17 protein-coding genes are annotated in these 20,328 nt (G+C 45.1%); 14 read left to right on the top strand and 3 right to left on the bottom strand.

Annotated features, from left to right (window positions below; translation table 11 throughout):
- Positions 1-93: 93 nt before the first annotated feature.
- From ACJB0T_RS06925 to glmS, 3 genes are all read left to right on the top strand, one after another.
- Positions 94-1,731, top strand: a complete 1,638-nt coding sequence (locus ACJB0T_RS06925) for a glycoside hydrolase family 32 protein (protein WP_479294265.1) — start codon at positions 94-96, stop codon at positions 1,729-1,731.
- A 249-nt stretch (positions 1,732-1,980) separates the two neighbouring features.
- Entirely contained in the window at positions 1,981-2,748 is a 768-nt protein-coding gene (locus ACJB0T_RS06920; RefSeq protein ID WP_479294263.1) for a DeoR/GlpR family DNA-binding transcription regulator, read from the top strand.
- Between the two features lie 72 nt (positions 2,749-2,820).
- The gene (glmS, locus tag ACJB0T_RS06915; RefSeq protein WP_479294261.1) at positions 2,821-4,653 is read left to right on the top strand and encodes a glutamine--fructose-6-phosphate transaminase (isomerizing); all 1,833 of its coding nucleotides are present in this window, start codon (positions 2,821-2,823) and stop codon (positions 4,651-4,653) included.
- Positions 4,654-4,754: 101 nt separating this feature from the next.
- Here glmS and ACJB0T_RS06910 read toward each other — a convergent pair whose 3' ends face one another.
- The gene (locus ACJB0T_RS06910; RefSeq protein WP_495292915.1) at positions 4,755-5,294 is read right to left on the bottom strand and encodes a DUF3299 domain-containing protein; all 540 of its coding nucleotides are present in this window, start codon (positions 5,292-5,294) and stop codon (positions 4,755-4,757) included.
- Between the two features lie 242 nt (positions 5,295-5,536).
- Here ACJB0T_RS06910 and ACJB0T_RS06905 point away from each other — a divergent pair, with 242 nt between their 5' ends.
- The 9 genes from ACJB0T_RS06905 to ACJB0T_RS06865 all read left to right on the top strand — a co-directional run bounded on the left by ACJB0T_RS06905 (position 5,537) and on the right by ACJB0T_RS06865 (position 16,694).
- A complete protein-coding gene (locus tag ACJB0T_RS06905) occupies positions 5,537-6,277 on the top strand; it encodes a hypothetical protein (protein ID WP_479294257.1) in 741 nt (246 codons plus the stop codon).
- Positions 6,278-6,514: 237 nt separating this feature from the next.
- Complete coding sequence (locus tag ACJB0T_RS06900; RefSeq protein ID WP_479294255.1) at positions 6,515-8,080, top strand: amidohydrolase family protein; 1,566 nt, start codon at positions 6,515-6,517, stop codon at positions 8,078-8,080.
- A gap of 181 nt (positions 8,081-8,261) precedes the next feature.
- Positions 8,262-8,909, top strand: a complete 648-nt coding sequence (locus ACJB0T_RS06895; protein ID WP_479294253.1) for a trimeric intracellular cation channel family protein — start codon at positions 8,262-8,264, stop codon at positions 8,907-8,909.
- Positions 8,910-8,990: 81 nt separating this feature from the next.
- Entirely contained in the window at positions 8,991-10,181 is a 1,191-nt protein-coding gene (locus ACJB0T_RS06890; protein ID WP_479294251.1) for a BamA/TamA family outer membrane protein, read from the top strand.
- A 174-nt stretch (positions 10,182-10,355) separates the two neighbouring features.
- Complete coding sequence (locus ACJB0T_RS06885; protein WP_479294249.1) at positions 10,356-12,344, top strand: carboxylesterase family protein; 1,989 nt, start codon at positions 10,356-10,358, stop codon at positions 12,342-12,344.
- A 266-nt stretch (positions 12,345-12,610) separates the two neighbouring features.
- On the top strand, positions 12,611-12,814 hold the full coding sequence (locus ACJB0T_RS06880) for a DUF1656 domain-containing protein (protein ID WP_479294247.1): 204 nt from the start codon (positions 12,611-12,613) through the stop codon (positions 12,812-12,814).
- A 9-nt stretch (positions 12,815-12,823) separates the two neighbouring features.
- On the top strand, positions 12,824-13,684 hold the full coding sequence (locus ACJB0T_RS06875) for an HlyD family secretion protein (protein ID WP_479294587.1): 861 nt from the start codon (positions 12,824-12,826) through the stop codon (positions 13,682-13,684).
- Positions 13,685-13,709: 25 nt separating this feature from the next.
- Positions 13,710-15,044 carry an FUSC family protein gene (locus tag ACJB0T_RS06870; RefSeq protein ID WP_479294244.1) on the top strand — a complete coding sequence of 445 codons (1,335 nt, stop codon included), beginning with the start codon at positions 13,710-13,712 and terminating at the stop codon, positions 15,042-15,044.
- A 204-nt stretch (positions 15,045-15,248) separates the two neighbouring features.
- Positions 15,249-16,694: an amidohydrolase gene (locus ACJB0T_RS06865; protein ID WP_353499871.1), complete on the top strand. Its 1,446-nt coding sequence runs from the start codon at positions 15,249-15,251 to the stop codon at positions 16,692-16,694.
- 105 nt (positions 16,695-16,799) lie between these two features.
- Here ACJB0T_RS06865 and ACJB0T_RS06860 read toward each other — a convergent pair whose 3' ends face one another.
- Positions 16,800-17,714, bottom strand: a complete 915-nt coding sequence (locus tag ACJB0T_RS06860; protein ID WP_353499870.1) for a LysR family transcriptional regulator — start codon at positions 17,712-17,714, stop codon at positions 16,800-16,802.
- 397 nt (positions 17,715-18,111) lie between these two features.
- On the opposite strand from ACJB0T_RS06860, the gene ACJB0T_RS06855 reads away from it, so the two are divergent.
- Both ACJB0T_RS06855 and ACJB0T_RS06850 read left to right on the top strand, forming a co-directional pair.
- Complete coding sequence (locus ACJB0T_RS06855) at positions 18,112-19,068, top strand: linear amide C-N hydrolase (protein ID WP_479294242.1); 957 nt, start codon at positions 18,112-18,114, stop codon at positions 19,066-19,068.
- A 140-nt stretch (positions 19,069-19,208) separates the two neighbouring features.
- The gene (locus ACJB0T_RS06850) at positions 19,209-19,661 is read left to right on the top strand and encodes a nucleoside/nucleotide kinase family protein (protein WP_479294240.1); all 453 of its coding nucleotides are present in this window, start codon (positions 19,209-19,211) and stop codon (positions 19,659-19,661) included.
- 280 nt (positions 19,662-19,941) lie between these two features.
- On the opposite strand, the gene ACJB0T_RS06845 is transcribed toward ACJB0T_RS06850, so the two are convergent.
- Entirely contained in the window at positions 19,942-20,229 is a 288-nt protein-coding gene (locus tag ACJB0T_RS06845) for a hypothetical protein (RefSeq protein ID WP_479294238.1), read from the bottom strand.
- Between the last annotated feature and the right edge of the window lie 99 nt (positions 20,230-20,328).

Genomic DNA, 20,328 nt, shown 5'->3' with positions numbered 1-20,328 from the left:
TCACCTTGAATGCGCTTGTATCAGTCCTGTTTTATAACTAGTATTGCAAACGTTCCCAAAAAAGAATTCTCAGTATTAAGGTGATAAGCCAACATGTTCTCAGTTAGCGATCTTGTAACAATGCTCGGTGGTCAAGCCAACATCACGCGTGTGTTATACCCCTATAAACAGTTGGTGATTGAAGTTAATGACCTAGCACTTATTCATGACTCTTTGCCACCCTATAGCTTAGAGGACGTGCTGGGTAAGCCACAGCTCACTTTTTCTATGCCTGAACATTTTGATGAGGCAAGCTTGCTAGAATTTGGCTGTGTGATTGCGGACCAGCAAAAGCGACTCACTGTTGAAGCAAGTCAGCCAGCAGCTTGTGAACATCGTCCTACTTGGCACGTTTCCCCTCCTAGAGGGCTGTTGAATGATCCGAACGGCTTTATCTATCATCAAGGGTTATATCATCTTTTCTACCAGTGGTATCCACATGGCTGTGTTCATAAAGATAAATACTGGGCGCACCTAACGAGCCATGATTTAGTCAATTGGGATTGGCAACCACTGGCACTAACGCCGTCTGATTGGTTCGATAGTCACGGGGTATTCTCGGGGCATGCGCTGAGTCAGGGTGAACAGTTGATGCTGTTCTATACAGGTAACACCCGAATTGGTAACCAACGAGATCGCCATACTACTCAGTGCTTAGCAGTCTCTGATGACGGCATCCATTTCAAAAAATTAGGCCCGGTTATTCCTGAGCTGCCTGAAGGTGTCACACCACACATCCGCGATCCAAAAATTGTTCGACATGGCGATCATTGGCTGATGTTACTCGGCGCGCAAACCACAGATCTAAAAGGTCGATTAGCCGTTTATCGCTCACAGGATCTCCATAACTGGGAGTTTGTGGCTTTGTGTGGTGATGAGATGGGGGACTTTGGCTATATGTGGGAGTGTCCAGATCTGTTTGAACTCGGTGGCGAACATTTTGCTGTTGTAGGGCCGCAGGGCATTGAATCGGAGAGTGTGCTTCATTCCATTCCTCATCACAATGGCTATGCGAAAGCTCAGTTAGATAGTGATGGCAAAATTACCTTGTCGGAGTTTGGCAATCTCGATAAAGGTTTTGACTTTTACGCTCCGCAAACCTTGTTAACTGCAGATGGTCGACGCGTTCTGTCTGGCTGGATGGGGCTTCCAGATGAAATCAACCATCCTTCGACGGATAATGGTTGGGTGCACCAATTAACAGCGCTACGTGAACTGAGCAATAAAGCTGGACGATTGATTCAAACGCCGATCGCGGAAATAGAGACCTTGTATCAAGACAAGCAGTGTTTCACCCTAGATGGCAGCAGCTATCAGCAACTTAGCAACAAAGCGTTTGATTTGAGTGTTGAGTTAGACTGGGGGAGTGAGCTGAGACTACACGCTAAAGATGGGCAGTACGTTTCGATTCGATTGGATGAAGCAACTCGTACATTGCTTCTCGATAGAACTTATACCTTGATCCGAGAAGGGGATACACAGCGTGAAGTGGCTTTAACCAGTGACAAAGTAGCATTACGCATTTTATCGGATGAGTCTTCGCTTGAGATCTTTGTTAATGGTGGTGAGCAAGTTCTGACGAGCAGAGTGTTTACCGATAAAGATGCGACAGCCATTGAGCTAATAGGTGGCTTGGCAGACTTTGAGCTTTTCCCACTTAACTCGGCAAGTGCACCATTCGTAGTGAGCTAGTTATTGCCGCACTCTATTAAAAAGCCCTGAACTGTCGGTGATAGTTCAGGGCTTCTTTGTATCTCCTTTCTTGTCTTTCGTGTCGACTTTCATTTTTATTCCTCTCTATTAGGTTTCGAATCGAAACTTTATTGTTTAAATAAACGTCAATCAAACCGTGTCTTACAAATAATACAGTCAAAATATTGCGGTATAACTTACGTTGTGAAATAATTTTCGCATTAATTAAGTTTTGAAGCGAAAGTTGAAGTGAGAAAACGTAATACTCAGGTTAGACGCCATTCCATTGCCCAGCTTGTACAAGAGCGTGGTGAAGTCAGTGTTGAAGAGTTGTCTGCTCTGTTTGATACCTCTGAGGTGACGATTCGAAAAGATCTTACTTCGCTTGAAAAAAACGGTCAGCTACTGCGTCGCTATGGCGGTGCGGTTTCGCTTCCACAAGAGGCGGTCGACGAAGTACTCAATGAATCGGTCGCTACCTCAGAAACGAAAGATAACATCGCTGAAGCCGCTGTCGCTTTGATTAACGATCACTACCGCATTGTGATCGACTGTGGTAGCACAACAGGCGCCTTGGTTTCTCGCTTGGGGAATAAGAAAGGTTTGGTCGTGATGACCAACTCACTTTCTCTTGCTAATGCGATTAATGAATTGGAAAACGAACCTACGCTGCTGATGACAGGCGGTACTTGGGATGCGCATTCCGAGTCTTTTCAAGGCAAGGTTGCTGAATCCGTTCTGCGTTCTTACGATTTTGACCAGTTGTTTATCGGTGCAGATGGCGTCGACTTAGCTCGTGGTACAACGACGTTTAACGAGTTAATTGGCCTAAGTAATGTGATGGCCGAAGTCGCTCGCGAAGTGATCGTCATGATTGAATCCGAGAAAATTGGCCGAAAGATTCCTAATCTAGAATTAGCATGGGATGCAATCGATGTACTTGTCACTGACCAAGGCTTAACAGCAGAGCAGAAAGCTCAAATTGAATCTAATAGCGTAAAGGTGATTTGCGCTTAAACAAATTATCCCTCTTCTATTGGCTTGCTTGCGTTCATAGAGGGAAACAGAAACTAAAAATGGAGAATTGATATGTGTGGAATCGTAGGTGCGGTAGCACAACGTGACGTAGCGGAAATTTTGGTAGAGGGTCTACGCCGTCTGGAGTACCGTGGATATGATTCAGCGGGCGTTGCCGTTGTTGATGCTAACTTAGAGCTTAAGCGTGTTCGTCGTCTGGGTAAGGTACAAGAGCTCGCTGGTGCCGTTGGTTCACAAGATGTGACTGGCGGAACAGGTATTGCACACACACGCTGGGCAACGCACGGTGAACCATCTGAAGCGAACGCTCACCCGCACGTATCTGGTGATATCGCGGTTGTACACAATGGCATCATCGAGAACCACGAAGAATTGCGCGCCATGCTTCAAGAGCGCGGTTACGTGTTCCAATCTCAAACGGATACTGAAGTTATCGCTCACCTAGTTGAGTGGGAACGTCGCACATCAGAAACTCTGGTTGAAGCTCTACAAAAAACAGCAGCTCAGCTAGATGGTGCGTACGGTACGGTTGTGGTTGATCGTAAAGACCCAAGCCGCATCGTTGCTGCTCGCTCTGGTAGCCCAATCGTTATTGGTTTTGGTGTGGGTGAAAACTTCCTAGCTTCTGATCAACTTGCGCTGCTTAGTGTGACTCGCCGCTTCATGTACCTGGAAGAAGGTGATGTGGCAGAGATCACTCGCCGCGAAGTTAAGGTTCTTGATGTTGAAGGCAATCCAGTAGAGCGTGAAATCACGGAATCTAACGCAGAACATGACGCTGGTGACAAGGGCCAATACCGTCACTTTATGCAAAAAGAGATCTATGAACAGCCACGCGCACTGATCAACACAATGGAAGGTCGTATTACTGATAAAGCGGTAGTGACCGAAGCGATTGGTGTTAATGCAGTAGATATCTTGAAGAAGGTAGAGCACGTACAAATCATCGCTTGTGGTACATCGTACAACTCAGGTATGGCAGCTCGATACTGGTTTGAATCTATGGCTGGTGTGAGCTGCGACGTAGAAATCGCTTCTGAATTCCGCTACCGCGACTTTGTTGTACGTCCAAACAGCCTACTAGTGACGCTTTCACAGTCTGGTGAAACGGCTGATACGCTTGCAGCGCTTCGCCTTGCTAAAGAGAAAGGCTACATGTCTGCGATGACTATCTGTAACGTAGCGGGCTCTTCTTTGGTTCGTGAATCAGACTTTGCATTCATGACTCGCGCAGGGACAGAAATCGGTGTTGCTTCAACAAAAGCTTTCACGACTCAGCTAGCGGCGATGCTAATGATGGTTGTGTCTATTGCTCGTCTTCAAGGTCGTATGACGGAAGAGCGTGAAGCAGAGATCGTGAAATCACTGCACGAGCTTCCAGCTAACATCGAGAAGGCGCTAGCGTTCGATAAAGAAATCGAAGCACTGGCAACAGACTTTGCTGATAAGCACCACACACTATTCCTAGGTCGTGGCGAGTACTACCCAATCGCGATGGAAGCGTCTCTAAAACTAAAAGAGATCTCTTACATCCACGCTGAAGCGTATGCAGCGGGCGAGCTTAAGCACGGTCCACTGGCACTCATCGATGCAGACATGCCAGTTGTTGTTGTTGCACCAACCAATGACTTGCTAGAGAAGCTTAAGTCAAACATTGAAGAAGTACGTGCACGTGGCGGCCTACTCTATGTATTCGCGGACGAGAAAGCTGGCTTTGAAGGCGACGAAAACATGAAGATCATCCAAATGCCTCATGTCGATGACATCATTGCGCCAATCTACTACACAGTGCCGATGCAGCTACTGTCTTACCATGTAGCACTAATCAAAGGTACAGACGTCGATCAGCCTCGTAACCTAGCGAAAGCGGTAACGGTTGAGTAAGGTCACGATGCTTAATGAACCTGTTGTCGGAAGACAATAAGGTTTGCTATTGAGTTACTAAACCCGGTTGGACTGGTTAACAGTCTACCGGGTTTTTTAGCTCATTGATCCTCATACTGCTCAACTTTAATATCTTGTAGAACATATCCTGAATCCGCTATGTCTGTAGATTTATCTTCAATAGATAAAGTACCAGTCACGTACACCACATCCCACAGTCCTTGGTTAGCAGTCCCCTCTGGTACATCAACGAAGATAATTTGATTTGTCGGTGGTGGTGGGACGTGAATACAGGCTCCGTAATATGGAACGAGCAAGAATTGGGTGGTTTTCTCATTGTCGCCTTCTAAAGGGATAACAAAACCGGGAATACGAACGGTTTTGCCTGCGAGGTCTGTTTGAAAGCTACCTATTTTATTTTGTTCTGGTGCCTCTCCACTATGGTCGGATACAAATTGTACTGAAGCTTGCTGAATCATTTCTTGCTGATCTTCAGGAACGAGATCTTTCCAGGTTAACGTTAACACTTCAGACGCGTTACCTGCCGTAGTCGCGAGTGCTGCGAAGCATAAAAGTAGAGATTTGTAGACAGTTTTCATCATTGAACCTTCTAGGTTTGAGTGAGTTACCGCTCTCATCATAGGTATAGCTCTGCGTCACTCACAATCGCTTATGACGAATGACATCCTCACCAACCCCTCTTTCCCGTGTTTAGTCAGCTTACAAAGCGCACTCAAGTCGATCTTTGATGTGTTTCGTCCGTCATAGGCGAGTTTAGAGTTGTAGGGTTTATGGCGAAAATAGCGACCGATGGGCTGGATGCCGCCACTACTTTCGTTGAAGGAATAGCCACCATTAACTTAAAACCTTACAGGTAGCAAAAATGAATAAATTGACTCAATTGGCGCTGTCAGTTGCCGCGCTCGGAATGATCTCACCAGTAATGGCGGATGATGCTCCTAATCCTTCAGATTTAACGGAGACGAGTACCTCAGCGTATTTTGGTCTTAGTAACCAAGGGAGTTTAAAGGGCTCTATTTCCGGTGATTTCCACTTCGACAATGGTCAGACGGGTATGTTGACCGTAGAGGGAACCATGGATAATGAGGGTCATTACTCCGACAGTCGCATGCAGTATTTTCATGTTTTTACCACGAGCAATAATGTTGTACCTCGTGCTGCGCTTAGTGTGGATATTATCGACAACTCAATGTTTACGTCAGCTTCAGTTGGTGGTGTGGCAGCGATTAATGCGGGAGTCAAAGGGTTGCAACTTTTTCCAAGGCTAGGCGTTCTCGCGGGTGAATACTCAAGTAATTCAACGTCTGCGATGGGCGTAACAGAGAAAGAGGCTTTTGGTGCATCGGCGGCATTTTATGCCATGTATACATTGGGTGATGATGGTACTTATATTGGTGCTTGGCCGGAGTACAATTATCTAAATGGTGAGATAGAAACATCGCTGCTCAAATCAACAGTTATGATCGCAACGCCATTTTCTAAAGACAAGACGCGATGGGGTCAGTTAAGAGTGGATAACACCTCAGGGTATATGAGGTCGGCGAGTCAATCGATCGACATTTCAGATACGGTGGTTTGGGCAAATTATAAATTCTACTTTTAGACTCACCTACTTAGAAAAGCAGCTTGTTCACAATTTTGTGAACGGCTGCTTTTACCTTTGACAGCCTGATATTTAGATACTTGTTTCTTCCTCTTCTCGACTTTGATAGTGGCCTTTTGATGTATTCGATCCTTCATATGAGAGTTACTGGTTGCATGAAAGTCGTCAATAATAGCGAGTAGAGAAAGCAGTTAATTTTACAACTTATTGATTTTAAATTGATGAAGGAAAGAAGATATGAAGAAAGTTGCCCCTACTAACACATTGAAGAAAACCGCTTTGGCATTAATGGTAGCCTTGTCGCCGAGTGCTTTTGCTTACGACCTCGTCATTATGAATGGTCGTGTGATGGACCCTGAAACTGGTATGGATAAAGTGGCGAACGTAGCAGTCGAGAACGGTCAAATTGCCGAGATCACTGACAAAGCGATCACGGGTGATAAAGTCATTGATGCGAGTGGCTTGGTTGTTGCCCCCGGTTTTATCGATACGCACTCTCACGTTGTTGCTATTCCTGTTATGCAAAAATTGCAATTACGTAATGGTGTGACGACACCACTTGCGTTAGAAGTTGGTGCCTATCCGGTAAGTAACTGGTACGCACGCCTAGAAGGTCGTTCGCAAACTAACTTTGGAGCTAGCGTGTCAGCGACAGGTATACGTACAAAGGTGCTTAACAAGAACTATCAGTCTCGTACTGGCACCGTTATTAACGACTTGTTTGATGCTGAAGAAATAAAAGCGTCTAAGATCAACACCGCAGCATTGACCGATATTGCGAGCCCAGAGCAGATTGAGCAGATCACTGAGTTAGTCGATCAGGAGTTGAGCGCTGGTGGTCTTGGTATTGGCGTTCCGGTTGGTTACATGTCAAAAGCAACAACAATGACAGAAACGAAAGAGTGGCAACGCCTGGCTGGTGAATACGGTGTGTCCACGTATCTTCACGGTCGTTTCTCAAGTCAACTGCCACCAACCTCTGGTTTGTTGAGTGTGCAAGAAATGCTGTCAAACGTAGGCGTATATGGCGGTGGTTTGCTGGTTCAGCATATGCATCAGCAAACACTTAATGAAACGCCGGAAGCGCTAAAAATGCTCGATGATGCTAGACAAAAAGGGTATCGCGTAATGGCGGAAATCTATCCTTATAATTTTGGCGCCACCATTGCTGCCGCAGACTATCTAGATCCTGAAAACTATCAGCGTAATATGGGACGTGATTATTCTGACATCATTGAAACAGAGACGATGAAACCGCTGACCAAAGAGCGTTATGAGCAGTTACTGAAAGAGAATCCAGGTGCGAGTGTGATGTTCTATGGTGCAACGAACGAAGACTTGAAAAATGCGTTGTCTCATGAGTCCACAATCATTGGTAGTGACTCATTTCCGTTGATGACATCCAATGGCATGATGGCTTACAGCTGGAATACGCCATATGAAGGTTTGCAAGGACACCCAAGAGCAGCGGGAACTCAGGCACGTGTATTGAAAATGGTACGTGAAGAGAGTTTGATGCCACTCATGACCGCTATCTCAAAAATGTCTTACATGCCAGCTAAATTCCTAGAGGAAAATGGTGTTGATCAAATGAGTAAAAAAGGTCGTCTTCAAGTGGGTGCTGACGCAGACATCACCATGTTTGACCCTGCGACAGTACAAGATAACTCAACTCTGAAGGAGCCAGGCTTGCCAGCGACAGGTATCCCTTATGTTGTCGTTAACGGAACTGTCGTTGTCGAAGACTCAAAAGTATTGAAGGGAGTCTACCCAGGTAAAGCCATTCGCAATAGCGTGAAGTAGATGTAAAGGCCAGTAATAAAAGTACTAGTGAGAGCGTCAGAAATGACGCTCTTTTTTTTTGGCTCAAATATCGCCTATTTCAAAAAGGGTTGATGATGTCCTGCATATGCGAGTTAGAGAGAAAGTGACACCGCGATAAAATCATTCCATCAACTTCCCCTGTATTTTTGGAGCAACTTATATGTCTACTGGTGAATTCATCATCGAATCGATAACCATACTTGGTACGGCCGCTTTTGCCCTTTCAGCGGTATTAGCCGCCCTAGACAAAAAGGTCGATATTTTTACGGTCATTGTTCTCGGTATTATCACTGCGGTTGGTGGTGGAACAATACGAGACTGCATCTTAGATGCACCGGTTTTTTGGTCTATCGATATCTCGTATATCACGATTGCGTGTGCGGCGAGTGTATTTGGTTTTTTCTTTTTTCCTTTAATGCAATTGAAAAGCATCAATAAGGTGTATCTCTATATCGACACACTCGCGATTGCGATGTTTGCTGTGCAAGGTACTTATAAAGCATGGTCAATGGGGTTTGGGTTGCCAGTGGCTCCAGTCATTCTTGGAACTATCACCGCGGTAGGTGGGGGGATCGTAAGAGATGTTCTGCTTCAGCGCCCATCTTTATTACTCACTAAAGAGTTATACGCCATCCCGGTTGCGTTGGGATGCTTGGCTTACAGCTTGGTTCTGTCTTTCGCCCCGCAATATTCTCAGATTGGTGCGCTTCTTTCAGCTGGCTTGATTGTTTATATCCGCCACCTATCGATTCAAAAGCAAATGGTGGTTCCTCGTTGGGCGATCATCAACCACGGTAAGTCATTTTAATCCGCCCTAGCTTAGGGTCACTGATTCGAGCATGGATGCTTTTTATTAGAAATCACTCTGACATGAATAAAAGGCAATATGATGCGAAATATAACTTCTTTATCGGCGCTAGCAATGAGCTGCGCAGTACTATCTGCTCCAAGCTTTGGTTCGTTTTTTGATGACGTCGATGGTCAATTTGATATGGGGCATCATATCGCAGAAAACGCAGTGGGCTTTCTTCCTGTGCCCATTGTGATTACAGAGCCGGCCGTCGGTTATGGCGGTGGTTTGGTTGGCGTCTTTATGCATGAAACCGAAGAGCAAAAGCAGCAGCGAAAACAGGCTGCACTGACCTCGTTGGATGGTGGTGCACAGCTGATGCCTGCGGCGATAACCGCTGTAGGGGCTGCAGGTACTCAAAATGGTTCTTGGTTCGCATTTGCAGGCCATCGACATACATGGCATGACGATACTATCCGCTACATTGGTGGAGTAGGTGGCGGTCAGATGAACCTTAATATTTATCAAGATATTGATTTTCCTGGTTTTGGGCCTGTATTACCTCCTATTCAGGATACCTTTAGTTTTAATACACAAACTTCTGGTGTCGCAATGCTCCAGCAGCTGCAATTTCGCATTGCTAAAACGCCCTTGATGTTGGGGGTGAAGCAGTTGGCCTCTTACACCACGGTTGAGTCTGACAATAAAGTGGTTGGTAAACTGCTGGATATGACAATAGGCAATAAAGAGGTGACTTCGGGTTTAGGGTTACTGGCTGAATACGATACTCGCAATAATCTGTTTTATCCTACCGATGGCTACAAGGTGAGCAGTGAATACATGGTGTATGACTCAAAACTGGGCAGTGACTCCAATTACACCAAGTGGAATGTGGCTGGCGAGGGGTATGTCCCGCTCAATGATAAATGGACATTGGGGTTTGCAGGTAATTACGACAAGTTCGACACTAAGGATGAGTTTGTTGCGCCAACGACAAAGCCCTACATTAAACTGCGTGGTGTCTCATCTTTTCGTTATCAAGGTGACCAAGTAGCGACCGCACAAACACAGGTGACCTATGACATTGACCATCGCTGGAAAGTCTCGGCGTTCTATGGCGCAGGCGTCGCTAAAATGGATAGCCAATATTCTGATAATCAGAGCGTTGGTGCCTATGGCGCAGGCTTTCGATACCAGATAGCGCGTCGCTATGGCCTTCATATGGGCGTCGACATCGCACGCAGTAATGATGAAGGCGCTTTCTATATCACATTAGGCAGTGGCTTCTAAGTAAATGGATTAGGGTGGACAGTATCCGTCAAACGCGATTACTGCGTTATCGAGTCATTCTTTATAATTCATCACAAGTCAGCACAAACAGTCACAAGAAGTGGGTTAGCAAAAGGAAAGGCTTGCTTGAGCTAAATAACAGAATTTAGATATTAATTATAAGTGAGCAACTACATGTCTATACAGCCTAAACTTATCGCTGCGTCCATCGCCCTGCTACTGTCTGCTTGTAGCAATGAGAGCTCTGATGAACTGACAGGTCCGGTAGAGCCAACGCCGCTCAAGCCTGAGCCTGCTCAACCCGTGATGGTTGACCTTGGTTACGCCAATGTTCATGCCATGCAAGAGTCAGTAGTGATTAGAACATTGTCTGGTGAAGAGAAGCTGGAAAGTATTGACGTGATTAAGGGGATTACTTTTGCTTCCGCTGAACGTTTTGAACACAGTCAGGTTCAGTCACTAGAAGGTGACGTCGATGCGACTCAGTTTGGCGCCGCGTGCCCACAGCTGAAAAAAACCACTCAACCACAAAATGAAGACTGTCTAAACCTCAATGTGTGGCGACCAGCAGAGACTCAATCGGGAGACAGTCTCCCTGTTTATGTCTTTTTACACGGCGGTGATTTTGAGTATGGTGCAGGCTCTGAACCTTTGATTCATGGTGACACTGTGGTGGCCCAAGGTATCGACGATAATACGCCATTTATCATGGTAACGCTCAACTACCGCTTAGGCGCTTTGGGCAGCCATTGGGTGAAAGGTGAAGGTGTCGATGGCAACTATGGCCTTGGCGATCAAGCTCGAGCGTTAGAGTGGGTACAAGAGTATATCGGTGACTTTGGTGGTGACTCAAACAACGTGACGATTATGGGGCAGGGCGCGGGCGCGATGTCGATTGGTTTGCTTCAGCAACAAATGTTGAACGGTGAGCTACCAAACCACTATTTCCAGCGCGCGATCATGCAAAGTAACCCTTACGGTTTTGAGTATCGCAGTTATAAAAGTGCGAAGAGTCAGGACAATGGCTTAGATTTAAAAGACGCGTCAACGGAAGAAGTCCTTGCCGCACAAAAAGAAGTCCTCAACCCTGTGAATCGCCTGACGGGCTGGCTGACTCAAAGTATTGACCCATTAGGCACGAGTGCTGAGCGTACACCGATGGCCCAATTTATGCCATTTTCACCTTACATGGCTTGCGAGAATCTGGGTTTTGTCTCTTGTAGTGAATACGCTGCTCAGCCATTTTCTGAGGACTTTGCGGTGCCGACGGTCATTGGGGTGAATGATGATGACGCCAATACGATGACGATGTTACCGAGACTGACGTTTCTGATCCCTAAAATCTTAGAGTTGGTGCAAGAGTCGCAACCTGAGTCTTTGGAAATGATGACGCCTGTTGAGCTGACAGACACACTGCAAACTTGGTTACAAGATGAAGCAAACGTAACGGCTTTAACTCAGATGCTACAGCAAGAAGAAGATCGTCCTCAGTCAGCGATTGAGCTACCAAGCTTACCTGCTACGGCTTATGAGGCGGTTAATCACTTGTTCTTTGGGCTGGGAAATAGTGAACAGACGTCTCAAATTATGGCTTTCAATGACTTTGCCCCACATCGCGAAAATGACTTACTACTCGCGGTGAAGAACATGGCTCAGTTTAACACGCTGATGAATGACATGATGTTTATGGGGCCCGCTCGTCAAAAGGCGCAGGAGTCTCAACAGCCAGTGAGCCTCTACCACTTTGATTACAAGCCAAGTTTTAACGTATGGGCGTATAACACCAATGGTCAAGAAGGGGAAATGAGCCTAGGTGATTTGCTGAAAACGATCAGCTGTGTGAGCGGCTCATGTCATGGCTCTGAGCTACCATTTGTGTTCAATAAGCCTCTTCGATTGGACAGTACGCAAGTATCTCCATCGAAAAAAGATTTGGTACTGATGAACTCACTGTCACGCCTATGGTTCAGTGACAGCTTATTCGAAGACTACCAATATGAGCCGTCGACAGACAGTGTTATGGTCATCGACCAGCAGGGTGAAGTGGCGCTGGAGCTGGATTGGGACCAATACAATCAAGCGGGCGATGATCCGACTCTCAGTCATGGTCGTCTTAATGGGCTTCAAGCTTCTGGTTTACTTAGCTATTACCTAGTCGATTAATATAGGCGCTGAAACAAAACCACCTTTTAGTCAACGATGAAAGCCTCCTGAGTGCAAACTCAGGAGGTTTTTTTTTGTATATCACATGGTTTTGGTTGTTAGTTCTACCGCTCCCTAAACACGTGTGCAGAGAACAGTGAATCGTAGGGTTTGATCCATCATAAGGCAGTTAGTGAAGGGAGAAAAGGTGGGTAAAATCATTCGTATGTTCTCGAGAGACAAAGACTAACGCTCTCGACATGCTTTTTTAAAATATCGGAGCGGCTATGCCACATGAATTTACCTTGGGGGAGGTGTACTTACCCCCATTATTGTTTATCGCTTTTATCGCCTACCTCATTACTAATGGTTTGGTGATTGCGACAGCGAAACTCGGTGGGAATCGATGGATTGCTATCCCAGCCATTTTTGAACTGAGCCTATTTGTACTCGTTAGTGCATTTCTTGGCTTATTTATCCCATTTGTTTAAGAGTTAGAGATTATGAAACGTTATTTGATTACAGCAATACTGACGGTAGCGGCCTGCACCGCTGGCTATGCTTCCTATTCCCACTATGAACAAAACCCTTGGACGCGCGATGGTCAGGTTCGTGCCGATATTATTGAAATCACTCCACGTGTGACGGGCACTATAGTCGACATAGCCGTAAAGGATAATCAGCGTGTTGCGCGTGGTGATTTACTGTTTGTCGTCGACCCGCAACCGTACCAAGTTGCATTATTGCAAGCACAAGCCGCACAAGAACAGGCACTAGCGCTGCTCAACAAAGCAGAGAATGAGCTCAGTCGAGCTACGGGGTTGGAAGCTCGCTCGCACGGTGCGGTATCAACGTTAACGTTAGACAACTTTAAGACAGCCGTAGAATCTGCCGCGGCGAATGTTTCGCTAGCGCATGCCCAAGTTGAACAAGCAGAGCTCAACCTAAGCTACACCCGAGTGGTTGCTTCAACGGACGGTTATATTACCAATCTACGTCATCATATTGGCGCTCAAGTCATTGCGAATAGCCCAGTAGTGGCATTAATTGATGAAAACAGTTTTTGGGTAGAAGGCTTTTTTAAAGAGACCGATATTGCAGACTTAGATGTTGAACAACCTGCGCGAGTGGTGCTGTTATCGGATCAAAATGTCACATTAGAAGGCGAAGTAGAGAGCATAGGTTATGGCATATCCAAGACCGACGGTAGTACGGGTAATGCACTGCTTCCTAATGTAAACCCAAACTTTCAGTGGATTAGACTGGCTCAAAGAATCCCAGTCAAAGTGAAACTCAACGCTGTACCAGAAGATGTTCAGTTAAGAGTCGGGGCAACGGCCTCTGTTCAAGTCCATAAATAATCCATTTGCTTACAGAGGTTAACCCATGCTGAAACATACCACGAAACAAGCAATAAAAACGGGGCTTGCACTGTCACTTTCGCTGCTCACAGTCCATTGGCTGGGGTGGCAGAAATCCTCTTGGGTCATGTTGACGGTTTTTGTTTTGTCGTTGACGGATAGTTATGGTTATTCGGCGCTAAAATCACAAAACCGTGCCATGGGTACTCTGCTAGGTGCTGTGACGGCATTTATCATTTTAGGATTGTTTTCGCAGCAGAGAATGGCCTTTTTGGCGTCTATCGTCGCCTTTTTGATGTTTTGCGTCTTTATGAACTTTGATAAGCGAAGAGGCTATCTTTACAACATTGCTATTACCGTGTGTCTGGTTATTTCCAGCGCAGGCATCGACAGTGGTGCTGCTGGCCTATCAACCGCCATACTGCGCTTTCAGGACACGGTGCTTGGGGTGGTGATTTTCTCGCTGGTCTATCGACTCGTATGGCCCACAACCAGTGAGAGTGAGTTTCATCGCTTGGCGGTCGCTACCCTTGATAGTTTGGAGCAAGAACTTAATGGTGAAACGCCGCTAGTGAGTCCAGAGGAAAGGAAGAAACACATTCTTCTTATCAGCGATATACTGACACTGCCAGAGATTGATAAAACCGTCTTGGCAGAGCGTAAAGCACAGTTAAAGTGCTTGGTCAATGGCTTGGTGTATGTAAACCGAAAACTGGCGGCTGAAAATAATCAGGTAAGCCGTCAACAAGACCTGACAGGGTTAATAACAGAAATGCGAGCACTACTTTCAGGGAGCTCGAACACCACTCAAGCCTTGATGTCGATCCCGGTGCAAACCATGAATACTCGCGAGAATGACCTTCGTACTAAGCAACTCAGAGGGATGTTAACTGCGTTGGGTTTATCGCTGTCTGTTATTGCGATGTGGATATTGATGCCAATTCCTGGTGGAGCCTCGTTTCCCGTATTTGGCTTGATCGTGGCTGCTAACGTTGCCACGGCTCCAGCAAAATTGGCAGCGCCAGTAATGCTGATTTACATGACATTCGCAGCGTTGGTATTAGCGCAGTACGTATTCTTGTTTCCAATGCTGACCGCATCATGGCAGTTGGTTCTAGTATTTTTTCTCAATATTGTTGTGGGGTACTCGCTACTAGAGAAGTGGCACCTTATGTCGGTGAGGTTGCTGTTAGGAAATGCATTGATAAATATGGTGGGCAGTGCGACAGAGCTGGTACCAAGCTACAACGTCCTTTCCCCTCTGACGACGTTAGTGTTTTTATTTATCGTAATGGCGACATTTCAGTTTAATGCGTTGCTCTTTGAACGGGTTAGCTGGCCCCGTAAACTTACCGTTTAGTGATAATGAATAGACATATTTAAAGCGCCGAAAGGCGCTTTCTTATTAGTGGAAAGCGGGTTTTTGTAGGGTTTGATCCGTCATATTGAAGTTATTGGAAGGCTTGGTGATGGATATAATCATCTCCAAGTTCTCAGGGCAATTAGGCAAACGCTTTTCGTGCTGAGAAAGTAAATCTTCAATTTATTCAATAGGATTCAAACAATGACTAATTACACAAAACTAGACAAAGAAGTAAAAAACCTAGAACAGGTGATTTGGAACATGGCTTCTAATGTGTGGGACTTTGCCGAGTTAAGCTACGAAGAGTTTAAAAGCTCAGCACTAGAAAGCGCCGTTTTGGAACAGCATGGCTTTACAATTGAAAAACGAAATATAGCGGATCTTGCCACCTCTTGGGTAGCGAGCTGGGGGCAAGGTAAACCAGTGGTGGGGTATCTGGTTGAATTTGATGCGCTGCCAGACCTAGGGAATGATACTGTACCTTATAAACAGCCTGCAAAAAGTGGCAACACTAATGGCCATGGCTGTGGTCATAATTTGATTGGTTCATCATCCATTGGTGCCGCTATCGCACTGAAGAACCACATGGAAAAAGAGAACATTCCTGGCACGATAAAAGTGTATGGTTGCCCGGCAGAAGAAGCTTTGAATGGCAAAAACTACATGGCGGCGACAGGACTATTTAATGAGCTTGATGTTTGCCTCCATAATCACCCTGCAATGGTTAACACGGCGATAAATTTCCACTCGGCAGCATCCATTGATCTTGTTTTTGAGTGGCATGGTGTGACCGCTCACGCTGGGGCTGCACCATGGGAAGGTCGCAGTGCGTTGCACGCCGCTGAAGTGTTCATTGTGGCAGCCAATATGATGCGTGAACAATTAGAGCCTACCAGCCGCCTTCACTATCAGATCCTTAATGGTGGCTCGGCAGTGAACGTGGTTCCGGATTACGCCAAAGTGCTAGTTCGTTATCGTGGTAAGAGTGCCGATAATGTGCGTGAGCACAAAGATTGGTTGGAAGACATTGCTAAAGGTGCGGCAATGGCGACACAAACTCGCTCGGAAATGACTAACTTAGGGGGCATTTATGATTGCCTACCTAACGATGTGTTAGCAACGAGTATTACGCAACACCTCAATCGTTATTTCCCAATCGACTGGACAGAAGAAGAGCAACAATTTGCTAAATCGATCCAAAAAGAAATGGGTAAGCCAGAATTAGGCTTAGCAACAGACGTGATGGAGCCGCAGAAAGGTTTAGAAGTCGGTGGTTCGTCGGATGTGGGCGACATTAGTTGGAATGTACCAACGATGGGGGTGATTTTTGCTTCATGGCCAAAAGGCATTCCACCGCACCAATGGGGTTGTACCGCATGTAATGGTATGAGCATCGGTCAAAAATCCGGTTTACAAGCCGCGCATGTACTTGCTGCCCAGGGTCTTGAATTAATGACGGACAAAGAACTATTGCGTAAAACAAAGGAAGAATTTGTGGCTAAGAAACAAGGTAGAGAGTACGTCTCACTTAATGATACTGAGACTAATCCTCGCGGGATCTTAAATGATGAACAGCTGTCAAATTACGAATGCTGTTTACATACCGCGATGGAGCAGTTTTCTGATTGTGGACATCATCACGGCTAGTAATATCCGTGTGTTGTATTAACAAAAAAAGCCGTTACTTCAACGAAGTGACGGCTTTCTTTTATATTGAAACTCAACCAGTGTTACTGGGTAGTGTTAAGGCTACTACGAAGGATTTTGTAGGTGGAAAAAGTGTTTGATGTAGCGATCGATTGCCTTAGTGATGGACTTCTTAATCACCAATATCTGCTTTGAGTGTGGGTTCCAGAGTGAAATAGAGAATCTAAGCCCGTGCTTCAGCTCATCAAGTTTAATGGCTTCAAGATTTTCGGTAACGTATTCGGATTCAGAGAGTACTTTGGGAAGCCATGCCCAACCTAGATCAGATTGAACTAACTTGATCACAAGCGCCAATTGGTCGATCTCTTCATTATTTGGAGAAACCACCACTTTCTCTTTTAACCCCTCATCGACGAATGCTCGAAGAACAAACTGTCGTGATGTACGCAGGCCGCTAAGGGCTTGGCTCTCAGACAGTTGCGATAATGCCCCGCCTTTCTTAACAAACGGCAGAAATTCGATATGGCCAAGAAAAGTGGCGTCTTTGCCATACATCCCTTTGCCTTTATCAACATTCACGAGGCCGAAATGAATGTCGCCGTTGTTAAGCCCTTCTTCAATTTGTTCTTTTGTCTTAACCAAGAAATTGACGCGCATATTGGGAAAATCCTCAGCCAATTGTTCTCTAATAGCCGCTAATGCTCCGTGAGGAATGATACTGGAATAAGCGAAGTTAATTCCTTCTAACCCTCCATAGGATAAGCTGAGCGCGATTTTGTCGAAGATATTCGATTGATCCACGGTTGATTTGGCGTAATGGTAGAGTAAGTGCCCTTCTTCGGTCGGTTCGACGGTTCTACCTATACGTTCAAATAGTTCAACGGCCAACACATCTTCTAAGTTGGCGATAACCTGCCCGGTAGTGGTTCGGTGCTTGTTAAGTTTGGCGGCGGCTTTACTAAAAGAGCGCTCCTCGTAAACCGTAACAAATGCTAATAACTGTTCAATACTAAAACTCATAAAATACCACTCTGATTTTGGTCGAAACCACTGTGATATAAAATCAACTGGTTTCCGAAGATAATGTGATAGGTTGATAAATAAATATGGACGAATGGCGGATCAAATGCGACAAAAATCGCTAATTTAGTGTTCTCCATCACGTTAAGGGTAGGGCAGTTTTGGATGTAATCACTAAGGTTTTCACTTTAATTCTCTGTATTTTAATAGGTTATGTGGGGTTTAGAACATGAATTAAACGAAATTTCTAATAGTTGAATGACGGATAATATCCGTCGTATGCGATTGGTTGATGGTCGTTAATTGGCGTAAATTTGATACCAAGTTCAGAGCGAACTCACTGTTCAAATTTCAATTTACTATTTAACTTTTGGAGCAACTCATTATGTGTACTCGCATGATTTATCAAACTCAGTCTGACAAATTCATCACTGGCCGTGGTATGGACTGGAATGACCCAACATCAACCTTCTCTGTTATTGCGCTACCACGTGGTCTAAAGCAGACTGGTGGCAACTATGATAATGCGCTAACTTGGACGTCCAAGTACGGTTCAGTCTTTACGACTATGTATGACGCTGGGTCGACAGATGGCCTTAATGAAGTAGGTCTTGCGGCTAATACCCTTTACTTCGCGGAAGCCGATTATGGTGATTACACTCAATCAGAGAAACCTGTGATTTCAATTGGTGCGTGGGCGCAGTATTTCCTTGATAATTTTGCCACTGTTAAAGAAGCGGTTGATGCCATGCGTGAGCCTGAGTTCATCATCTGTGCCCCTATTCTTCCTAATGGTCGTGCTGCATCGACTCACCTTTCCTTGAGTGATGAGCAAGGTGACTCTGCGATTCTAGAATACATTGATGGTGAGCTGGTAATTCACCACGGCAAAGAGTACACAGTGATGACCAACTCGCCAACGTTTGATGAGCAATTGGCGATCAACAAGTACTGGAAACTTGTGGGTGGTAACCGAATGTTGCCAGGCACAATTAATGCCGCAGACCGTTTCGTACGTGTTGATTACCTGCTAGAGAGCACACCTAAATTTGAGGATGGCGCACCAGCAGTCGCTGCGGCGATGTCAATTATGCGTTCAATTGGTGTTCCTCTAGGAATGGAAGATCCAGATCACCCAAATATCTCAGCAACGCTATGGCGCTCATTGGCAGATCATAGCAACAAAACGTATTACCTAGAGTCATCACGCCAGCCTGGCCTATTTTGGGTAGACATCAATAAACTGGATCTGAATGAAGGTGCACCTATTGTTGGTACTGTTGTGGACGGCCCAAATGCATTTGGTGATGTGAGTGAAAAACTGACACCAAGAGAGATGATTTCTTGGATGTAATGTTCCACCCTATATAGACAGCGATAGAAAATACCTGTTTTAGGCGTGTATTTTCTCACGAATATTTCAAACGCAAGGCATATAAGGAGGTATGCCTGCCAACAGTTTGTTCAAGTACGAACAATAATGGGTGTCATAAAATGCTAAAATATGTCCTTCCCCTCTGTGTAGTCATGTCTGCATCTGTGATGGCAGGTGATTTTCAACCTGCAACGATCGCAAACCAAGATACTCAAGCTCAGAATCAGCTTAGTATGGACTCTGCGATGAATTCACTACAAGAAGAAACCATCCGTGTTAATGAGTTCGATTATGTCATTATTAATGATGATAGCGTTGCCGCACAATTCAATACGTATTTGAAATCTATCTATCGACAAACCTACATTACAAGAGAAGACGCACAGCTCATGGGCCTTAAACCGGGCTTTTCTTTTCATGTCTATGATTTCAATTCGGTAGAAGATCTAGAGAAGAAAATAGCAGAGCGAATTAATGAAGATAAGCCGATTTACTTTACCGTTGATTACTATCAACACCCACTAAATCAGTCTGAACGCATAGAATATACTGCAAAAGTAACCTTGTATTAATTTATAATTACTAATCCCTGACATTGAATCAATGTTAGGGATTTCTTATATTTGGCTATTATCGTTCATAATATTTTCGTTCGCCATAAGGTTTTGTTACGAAGTTCGAATGAAAGGTATTACCCGCCTAGAACTTCTGTATAATATACAGCGCACTGCGTGTCAGGCATAGCTAGTTTCGCAGGCTATCCTTGGAACTTCAAACACTATCAATATTGCCCCATGGGTTCATAGGGAGTGAATCGAGCGATCCTTTTACGAGTTCTAGTGAAAATACTTCTTAATGAGTATCCTTCCACAGTCTAGGTATGTTTAGGGACGGATTTTTAACTTTCTTTGGTTCAAGGAATTCTCCAATCGCTTCCTGTTGGCATTCATCTTCTTTTCGCTGAACAACATAAAAAGAAATATCGTTATATACATAGTTACAGTAACGCAATTCCCCCTCTACAAAATTGTTCTCCAGTACTCCAAGCACCGATTTCGCGTTTATATTTTCAGCAAAGGAGTGGCAGGAAAGCCCCATCAGTAATAGACATCCAAGTAAACCGGTATTTCGCAATCTCATTGTTGACTCTTATTTCCCCTAGTAATCAGCAAATCATATAAGCCCTATCGAAGCTGAAATAATCACATTTGATGGATTAAGTCCTCCATAAAGAGCTGC

Source organism: Vibrio sp. CB1-5 (assembly GCF_059412285.1).
This window is presented reverse-complemented; position numbering and strand designations above follow the sequence as displayed.

What these genes read in the sequence shown, in the direction of transcription:
- ACJB0T_RS06865 (WP_353499871.1), top strand. Translation starts at nt 15,249, where the DNA reads ATGACTAATTACACAAAACTAGACAAAGAAGTAAAAAACCTAGAACAG.
- ACJB0T_RS06860 (WP_353499870.1), bottom strand. Translation starts at nt 17,714, where the DNA reads ATGAGTTTTAGTATTGAACAGTTATTAGCATTTGTTACGGTTTACGAG.
- ACJB0T_RS06850 (WP_479294240.1), top strand. Translation starts at nt 19,209, where the DNA reads ATGCTAAAATATGTCCTTCCCCTCTGTGTAGTCATGTCTGCATCTGTG.
- ACJB0T_RS06870 (WP_479294244.1), top strand. Translation starts at nt 13,710, where the DNA reads ATGCTGAAACATACCACGAAACAAGCAATAAAAACGGGGCTTGCACTG.
- ACJB0T_RS06855 (WP_479294242.1), top strand. Translation starts at nt 18,112, where the DNA reads ATGATTTATCAAACTCAGTCTGACAAATTCATCACTGGCCGTGGTATG.
- ACJB0T_RS06880 (WP_479294247.1), top strand. Translation starts at nt 12,611, where the DNA reads ATGCCACATGAATTTACCTTGGGGGAGGTGTACTTACCCCCATTATTG.
- ACJB0T_RS06905 (WP_479294257.1), top strand. Translation starts at nt 5,537, where the DNA reads ATGAATAAATTGACTCAATTGGCGCTGTCAGTTGCCGCGCTCGGAATG.
- ACJB0T_RS06890 (WP_479294251.1), top strand. Translation starts at nt 8,991, where the DNA reads ATGCGAAATATAACTTCTTTATCGGCGCTAGCAATGAGCTGCGCAGTA.
- ACJB0T_RS06895 (WP_479294253.1), top strand. Translation starts at nt 8,262, where the DNA reads ATGTCTACTGGTGAATTCATCATCGAATCGATAACCATACTTGGTACG.
- ACJB0T_RS06925 (WP_479294265.1), top strand. Translation starts at nt 94, where the DNA reads ATGTTCTCAGTTAGCGATCTTGTAACAATGCTCGGTGGTCAAGCCAAC.
- ACJB0T_RS06885 (WP_479294249.1), top strand. Translation starts at nt 10,356, where the DNA reads ATGTCTATACAGCCTAAACTTATCGCTGCGTCCATCGCCCTGCTACTG.
- ACJB0T_RS06910 (WP_495292915.1), bottom strand. Translation starts at nt 5,294, where the DNA reads ATGATGAGAGCGGTAACTCACTCAAACCTAGAAGGTTCAATGATGAAA.
- ACJB0T_RS06845 (WP_479294238.1), bottom strand. Translation starts at nt 20,229, where the DNA reads ATGAGATTGCGAAATACCGGTTTACTTGGATGTCTATTACTGATGGGG.
- glmS (WP_479294261.1), top strand. Translation starts at nt 2,821, where the DNA reads ATGTGTGGAATCGTAGGTGCGGTAGCACAACGTGACGTAGCGGAAATT.
- ACJB0T_RS06900 (WP_479294255.1), top strand. Translation starts at nt 6,515, where the DNA reads ATGAAGAAAGTTGCCCCTACTAACACATTGAAGAAAACCGCTTTGGCA.